Below are 6,712 nucleotides of genomic sequence, written 5' to 3' on the forward strand. Positions count from 1 at the left end.
ACAAAATCAGTTGTGGTCGAAATCATCGACTACCCAGGCTCTTTGCAAAGTGCCGTGTTTGGAGTGAAAGAGTTTCTCCAATTGGCGAATAGTATTGAGTCTTCCAATGAGCAGGTTCAGTTTCATGTTGAAATTAAGCCTCACGACGACTTGTCTATGTCGGCTAACGGACCACTTGAGAACTCAAAGGCCGACATTATTCTAGTGCCGCCAAACTTAGATGGCAGTTACTACCTAGAGCCAGACGAAGGGCTGTTGGACTACCTTGTGCAGTCTCATCAACGTGGGGCGATCCTGTGTTCTGCTTGCGCGGGCGTGTTTATTTTGGCGGGAACGGGGTTGTTGCAAGGGCGAACCGTGACAACGCATTGGCTAGCGCACCAACAATTTGCGGAGCAGTATGCTGAGGTCGATGTTGATGTCGACAAAATCTTGATCGATGACGCTGACATTATCACTGCGGGTGGTTTGATGTCGTGGATGGATCTGGCTCTGTTTATCCTGACCAAATACACAACACCGACCAATACTCGTAATCTTGGTAAATACCTAGTGCTTGATACAGGCTTGAGAGAGCAGCGCTACTATCAGAGTTTTGTGCCGAATTATGCTCACGGCAATGACAAGATTGTCTCGGTGCAGCGTTTTATTCAGAAGCATCATCATCTCCCTTTGTCGCTCGATCAATTGGCGGAAGAAGCCTTCATGACTCGAAGAACCTTTATTCGTCAATTTACCAAAGCGACCAGCTACACGCCGATCAATTATATCCAACACGTGCGTATTCAAAGTGCATGCGAGTTATTGGAAAGCTCACACAAACCGGTAGAGCAGATCAGCTACCTAGTTGGCTATGAGGACGTAAACAGTTTCCGAAAAGTCTTCATGAAAATCATTGGCTTAACACCATCAAGGTTTCGCTCTAGATTTCTCTCTGAGGAATGACTTTTATTAGCCACCATTCCTCAGGCTTAACGACTGGTACTGTCAGTGATTATCTTGGAAGGGTCTAATTCAGCTTATTAGTCACGAACTCTTTGTTTCTGACCATCAGCCACATCAGGCCGCCTAGCGTACCGATGGATAATTGGATAAAGCCTAGGTTTTCAATCAGTGACTCTGGGCGTATTGAAACTAATACCATGCCAAGCGAGCCACAAATCATGCTGAAGAACTGAATCAGTGCGACGGCAGAGCCCGTGTCATGATCTTGTTGGTTCAACATCAAGTTGGTGCCCGGGACTCGCATGATGATCGCCATCAGTGTTGCTGGTGCAGCGATGAACATAAAGAACCAAGGGGACAGGTCACCTATGGTAAGGGTGAAGATTCCGGCAAGCGCCAGCAGAGAAAAACATCCTGAGATGACCTTCTGAACCGGCATTCGGTAGGACAACTTCATGTAAATTGTTGGACCAAATGAGGCGCACAATGCATTGAATGCGAATGCGTAACTAAACTGCTGTTCGGTCAATCCAAAGTGGTCGATGTAGATATAAGAACCCGCCGCAAGAAAGCCCATCAATGCCATCGGTATGATAGAGAAAATGACCAGTAGCTTGAGGAACGAGCGGTTTTTCATGACTACGCCCATTCTTCCCCATGAGCGGAACATAGAACCTTGGTATTTGGTTTCAAGTGTTTCTCGATAGCAGCAAGCTAATACTGACGCAAAAGCCCCAAAAATGGCGAGGGTGACGAACATCATTCGCCAAGACGCAATTTTCAGTAGAAAGGCACCAAATACAGGCGCAACCATTGGTGCGATGATCACCAGTGACATGATAGTAGCCATGATCTTTTCACGTTCTCGGCCATCATAAAGATCTTTGACAATGGCGGTAGCGATAACGGTGATAGCACTGCCAGCAAAGGCTTGGAATACACGAGCACCAATCAACTGTTCGATGCTATTGGTCATCGCGCACAATATGCTCGCGACCATATAACCCGCTAATCCAATTAATAGGATCGGCTTACGACCAAATTTTTCGCTGAGCGGCCCCCAGAACAAAAGACCGATGGCGTAAGTAACGAAGTAGCTGCTCAGGGTTAGGTTGACCATGGATCGGTCAGTATTAAACACCTCTACCATCTGCGGAAGTGCAGGTAAGTAAAGGTCGATGGTCAATGGAGGGAAAGCACTTATTATGACGAGAAAAAATAGCATACCGGTCTTTCCCAGTACTGGTTGTGGTCTCTTCAAGGTGGCTCCCGTTGTCCAAAATAGGTTTTTAAATGGTGTGATATTGCTATACAGAAGGTAAAGGCACGTCAGACAAGAAGGATAGAGTCGTTCAAGAATATGGTGAAAGTAACGATGAACTTATCTCTATGATTTCGAATCTATGAAGTCGGTCTGAGCACTGAATTGTATTACAAAACATTATTGCTTTTATAGCTAACGAGTTCAATCAGTTAGTAGCAGTGTAGCTTGTAATCGCCAGCGACACATTGTAATGATTATCGAGTTGGCTTGTTATCTTTTCTTTGGGCGTTTTTCGACTAAGCCATTGCGCTCTAAACCACGTCGAACGCTGCTGCATAGTTTACCAAAGCGGCGCAGTTCTTCGAAGTTAGGGCCTTGGCCAATGGAAATACTGTGCTCCCAATACATTAACTCGCTGTCGACCATCTCAAGTAGTTTCTTAGAGCAACCCGAGCAGTTTCCTTTTGGCCCACAGATAAACGTCTCCGACTCGTAAAGTGGGAGTTCGTTTTTAACTTCTTCAATTAAGTTAAGCATTGCCGAGTTTAAGTCTGGCTTTTTGGATGTAAGTGGCTTCAAGCTTGGTGCTTGAGTCGCAATTAATGGGGAAGTCAGTTTGTTAGGTTGTAAATTCAAAGCAGCTGATGACATATCAAAGGCCTCAAGGAGAGAAGAAGGTGGGCATGCTACTCTTCACGACAAAGTGAATCTTGATGTAGTGCAATAAGCGTGGAGATATACCCAAAAGAGGTAGGAGCCACAAGTGGTTGTGACTCCTTATCAAAGCTCGGTACTAAAGAGAAATTTTAGAATTCAGCGTCGAACTGAAACTCCATCCACTCTTTGGTCACAGGGTGGTGCAGCGCAAGTCTTTCTGCGTGTAGGTGCAGTCGGTCGGCTTTATTGCCATATAGGCCATCACCGACGATAGGCATGTTAAGACCTTCTTCGTGTGAACAGTGAACACGCAACTGGTGTGTACGCCCTGTTTTAGGGTGCAGGTAAACCTTAGTGGTTTGCTCGTTTCGCTCAATCACTTCCCATTTGGTTTCTGCAGGCTTGCCGTGTTCGAAGCAGACAATCTGACGAGGGCGGTCATACAAATCACCACGCAATGGCAGTCGAACATAGCCTTCATTTTCTGTTAGAACGCCTTCAATCATTGCCACGTAACGCTTCTCGACTTCACGAGTAATGAACTGCTTCTGCAAGCTCTTGTTCGCACGTCGAGTGAGAGCGAAGATTAGAATGCCAGAGGTCGCCATGTCTAAGCGATGAATAACAAATGGGCCTTCAACATCGGTATGCATTTCTTGAACGCGTGTGTAGGCGGAATCTTTGATGGTTTTACCCGGCACAGATAGAAAACCTGCAGGCTTGTGTACTACCACGATGTGCTCATCTTGGAACAGAATATCCAGCTCTTTGCCTTCTGCTGGGTTCTCTAATAGTGGGTTTGGATCGACTTCAAGGCCTTTCATCATATGACCTAAAATCGGCACACATTTACTTTGGCAAGAGGCGTAGTATTTCTTGTGCTTACGGATTTCCGACTTTGGAGAGCGACCCCACCAAAACTCAGCCAATGCCAACGGAGTGTAGCCATTTAAATAGGCGTATTGCAGCAATTTAGGCGCAGCGCATTCGCCAGAGCCCGCTGGTGGTATCTTGTTTGGCGTGTTTTCAAAGATCTGGTTAAGGTCTTCAACGTTTCCTTCTGCATTTTGGAAAGCGTATTGTGAAAACAACTTGTGTTGAAGCTGATGAGAGATGTGTGCTCTTTGCTCTTTTAGCTCAGCCAGTTGAGTGGTGAACACATCAACTTTAGCCTGCAATACTTGCAGAGTCTGTTCCCAGTTGAGTTTTAGGTACTTCTGCTGGTTCTTGTCGGCAACACTGGCCTTGTTTAGCTCATTATTTAGCTGTTCGAAAGCTTGCTCATCAAGGTTTTCTTTACCTTGTTCACGTTGTTCTTTACGCGTTTTTCGGCCTTCAATAATCAATAGGCGCTGAGCTTCAATCTCTTGCTCCGCTTGCGCTTTCTGCTGCGCAAGTTGCTCGCACAATTCAAGGTATTCAGTATTTGCTTGCAGCGCTTTAAACTCAGCGTTTACAGCCATCATATCGGCCGTATCTTGATGGAAAAAGCTATCGCTGCTCAGCATGTCGAACACGGGCGGCACAAAGTGAGGGAGTAGGTTTTGATCGGCGATTTTTCCAGAGAAAGCCGAGAAGTAACCCAATTCACCTTCAGGGCTTTTCACCAATAACACACCAAACATTTTGCCGCGACCAGCGTCAGAATCCAGCCCGAAGTCATGCTGCCAGTCGGTTTGAGTTTCGAGATACTGTTGAAGCTGATGAGAGGCGATTTCACACAGTGGGTGTGGTTCGTAGTAAAACGGGAATGTGAAACGCTCAGGCAACGAATATGACTCGATCGGCTGTTGAAAACGAGTGAAGCAATGCTCAGGTGTGTGGCTGTTTTCTGAGTCGTGCGTTGGTTTTGATGAGTGCATAGTCGTATTAATACTTATATCGTGGTGATAAATGGTTGTGAGTCTACTGTGTATGTTTAGAGACGTTAAACACAGTACAAGGCGGCGATTCTACTCTTTATCGAAAAGCGCCTCAAATAAGAAATGGCTCTATTACTGGATAGCTAAGCGAGACGGTTCATACTGAACCCATGAGCTATAGCTTGAACGCCATTAATTGATGAGTAACTTCTCGTTTTTAATCATAGAAGACAATTTAACAAACCAAGGGTGGTAGCCTTGCCAACCTCTTATGAAAACTAAGGTAACGTTATGATTCCACTCAATACTTCGATTGTATCTGGTGTCGCTATTTCAGAGATCGACGGACAAATGAAAATGCTACTAATGAAGCGTGTGAAGGGCGAGTTTTGGTGCCATGTCGCAGGCTCGATTGAAGCAGGTGAAACAGGCTGGCAGGCTATCGTGCGCGAGTTTGAAGAAGAGACCCAAATTAAGGTGGAAGCTTTGTATAACGCGCAGTTTCTGGAGCAGTTTTACGAGGCGCACGTGAATGTGATTCAGCTAATCCCTGTCTTTGCGGTGCTATGCTCGCCCAACCAAGCGATTGAACTGAATGACGAACATACCGAATACCGTTGGTGCAATTTAGAAGAAGCAAAAGCGTTAGCGCCGTTTCCTAACCAACATGCGGTTTACGATCATATCTGGTCGTATTTTGTCGATAAGCCAGTCAACCCGCTTTACCGAGTGATATTGAACTAATACTGGTTGTTTAAGATCTAGGACTTACCAAGGTAAGGGGTTAAAAAGGCGCCCACTTGCGCTTGGCATAACCCAACATCCACCTTCACGCCGTGCGATTCAAGGATCGCAACACCACGACCATTATTACGAGGGTCTGGGTCTAGCATCGCCACGACTACGTGTTTTACACCTGCTTTAACCAATGTATTGGCGCAAGCGGGAGTTCTGCCAACAAAAGAGCATGGCTCTAAAGTTACGTAAGCGGTAACCCCTTCCATTGTTCCGTCCGTTTTGTCGTTATAGTTATTGAGTGCTTCAACCTCGGCGTGGTTTCCGCCGACCTTCTGTGTATACCCAACAGACACCACCTTATCGTTCTTCACCAAAACGCAGCCTACTGGCGGGTTTGGTTGGCAATCGGGTAGGGCTTGGCGCGAAGCTTCGAGTGCTTGCAGCATGTATTGTTGGTTCATGGTCGTTACTCAGTATGACGAGAGAGCGTAGCAGCTAGTCGCCACGCGCGGTTGATAAGTTGGTTAGTGACTAACTTACTCAGCTAATAAGCTAATAAGCTAATAAGCTAACAAGTGGGGCATGTTCGATCTGATTGGGATTTTAGTCAATGGTTTTAGCGTTTGAATTCGACTGCTAGTTAACGGTGACTAATCGTTAGCTTGGGCCACTGGGTTAGCCAGCCTTTGGATTGCACTCTGTGATCAAAGATATCTCGGCTACGCTTTGGGTTGGGTGTGATTTGCAAATCAAACAAACTCTCTAAACCAAAAGATGAAATACACTCGATGTCTCCATTGAGGCTCTGTTTTACGGCGACGGAGGTTTCTTTCTCTGGCCAGTAACTGATCGCATCCAATGAACCTTGATAAGGTTCATCCCCATTTCTAGTGTGCATGTAGGCTTGATTGCGAACTTGCCAATTCAGCTCGGGTAACCGTTGTTTAAGCAGAGCCTCGTATTTAAGCTCCGATTCGTAAGAGGTATCCATGGGATCAAAGTAGATCACATCAATATCATTGAGTGGGGTCGGGGAGGCATAACCATGCAGGTGATCCCAAACGAGGTTTCTCACCAAGCCCGCAGCGACATAACACTGCGGTAAATCCAACTGAGCGACACAGTTTAAAACCTGCATTCGTAAGGGATCTTGTTTGATCAACGTGACGATGCGTTTGGCTAGCGGATGTATCATTATGATGTCGGAACATCAGTGACTTGGTAATGACGTGTCACGTTCTGGGAG

At 46.0% G+C, this 6,712-nt stretch carries 7 protein-coding genes; 2 read left to right on the plus strand and 5 right to left on the minus strand.

The genetic code is table 11. From position 1 onward, the window contains the following. On the plus strand, positions 1–945 hold a 945-nt coding region (locus IQQ51_RS24360; RefSeq protein WP_228013218.1), incomplete at its 5' end, for a GlxA family transcriptional regulator. Positions 946–1,009: 64 nt separating this feature from the next. Here the strand turns inward: IQQ51_RS24360 and IQQ51_RS24365 are convergent. The 3 genes from IQQ51_RS24365 to IQQ51_RS24375 all read right to left on the minus strand — a co-directional run bounded on the left by IQQ51_RS24365 (position 1,010) and on the right by IQQ51_RS24375 (position 4,728). Further along, complete coding sequence (locus IQQ51_RS24365; protein WP_193842341.1) at positions 1,010–2,170, minus strand: multidrug effflux MFS transporter; 1,161 nt, start codon at positions 2,168–2,170, stop codon at positions 1,010–1,012. A 309-nt stretch (positions 2,171–2,479) separates the two neighbouring features. Continuing rightward, on the minus strand, positions 2,480–2,860 hold the full coding sequence (locus tag IQQ51_RS24370; protein WP_017064884.1) for a hypothetical protein: 381 nt from the start codon (positions 2,858–2,860) through the stop codon (positions 2,480–2,482). A gap of 155 nt (positions 2,861–3,015) precedes the next feature. Next, positions 3,016–4,728, minus strand: a complete 1,713-nt coding sequence (locus tag IQQ51_RS24375) for an RluA family pseudouridine synthase (RefSeq protein ID WP_193842342.1) — start codon at positions 4,726–4,728, stop codon at positions 3,016–3,018. A 291-nt stretch (positions 4,729–5,019) separates the two neighbouring features. Between IQQ51_RS24375 and IQQ51_RS24380 the strand changes: the two genes are divergently transcribed. Next, on the plus strand, positions 5,020–5,472 hold the full coding sequence (locus IQQ51_RS24380; protein ID WP_193842343.1) for an NUDIX hydrolase: 453 nt from the start codon (positions 5,020–5,022) through the stop codon (positions 5,470–5,472). A 17-nt stretch (positions 5,473–5,489) separates the two neighbouring features. On the opposite strand, the gene IQQ51_RS24385 is transcribed toward IQQ51_RS24380, so the two are convergent. Then, on the minus strand, positions 5,490–5,927 hold the full coding sequence (locus IQQ51_RS24385; RefSeq protein ID WP_193842344.1) for a bifunctional diaminohydroxyphosphoribosylaminopyrimidine deaminase/5-amino-6-(5-phosphoribosylamino)uracil reductase RibD: 438 nt from the start codon (positions 5,925–5,927) through the stop codon (positions 5,490–5,492). Between the two features lie 179 nt (positions 5,928–6,106). Further along, a complete protein-coding gene (locus IQQ51_RS24390) occupies positions 6,107–6,661 on the minus strand; it encodes a nucleotidyltransferase family protein (protein WP_193842345.1) in 555 nt (184 codons plus the stop codon). Positions 6,662–6,712: the final 51 nt, after the last annotated feature.

Origin of the sequence: Vibrio sp. OPT18 (genome assembly GCF_015163615.1) — a bacterium.
Taxonomy (GTDB): Bacteria; Pseudomonadota; Gammaproteobacteria; order Enterobacterales; family Vibrionaceae; genus Vibrio; species Vibrio coralliirubri.

Bases quoted from the DNA above. Each gene is read 5' to 3' on its own strand.
- IQQ51_RS24365 (WP_193842341.1), bottom strand. From the start codon at position 2,170: ATGCTATTTTTTCTCGTCATAATAAGTGCTTTCCCTCCATTGACCATC.
- IQQ51_RS24370 (WP_017064884.1), bottom strand. From the start codon at position 2,860: ATGTCATCAGCTGCTTTGAATTTACAACCTAACAAACTGACTTCCCCA.
- IQQ51_RS24375 (WP_193842342.1), bottom strand. From the start codon at position 4,728: ATGCACTCATCAAAACCAACGCACGACTCAGAAAACAGCCACACACCT.
- IQQ51_RS24380 (WP_193842343.1), top strand. From the start codon at position 5,020: ATGATTCCACTCAATACTTCGATTGTATCTGGTGTCGCTATTTCAGAG.
- IQQ51_RS24385 (WP_193842344.1), bottom strand. From the start codon at position 5,927: ATGAACCAACAATACATGCTGCAAGCACTCGAAGCTTCGCGCCAAGCC.
- IQQ51_RS24390 (WP_193842345.1), bottom strand. From the start codon at position 6,661: ATGATACATCCGCTAGCCAAACGCATCGTCACGTTGATCAAACAAGAT.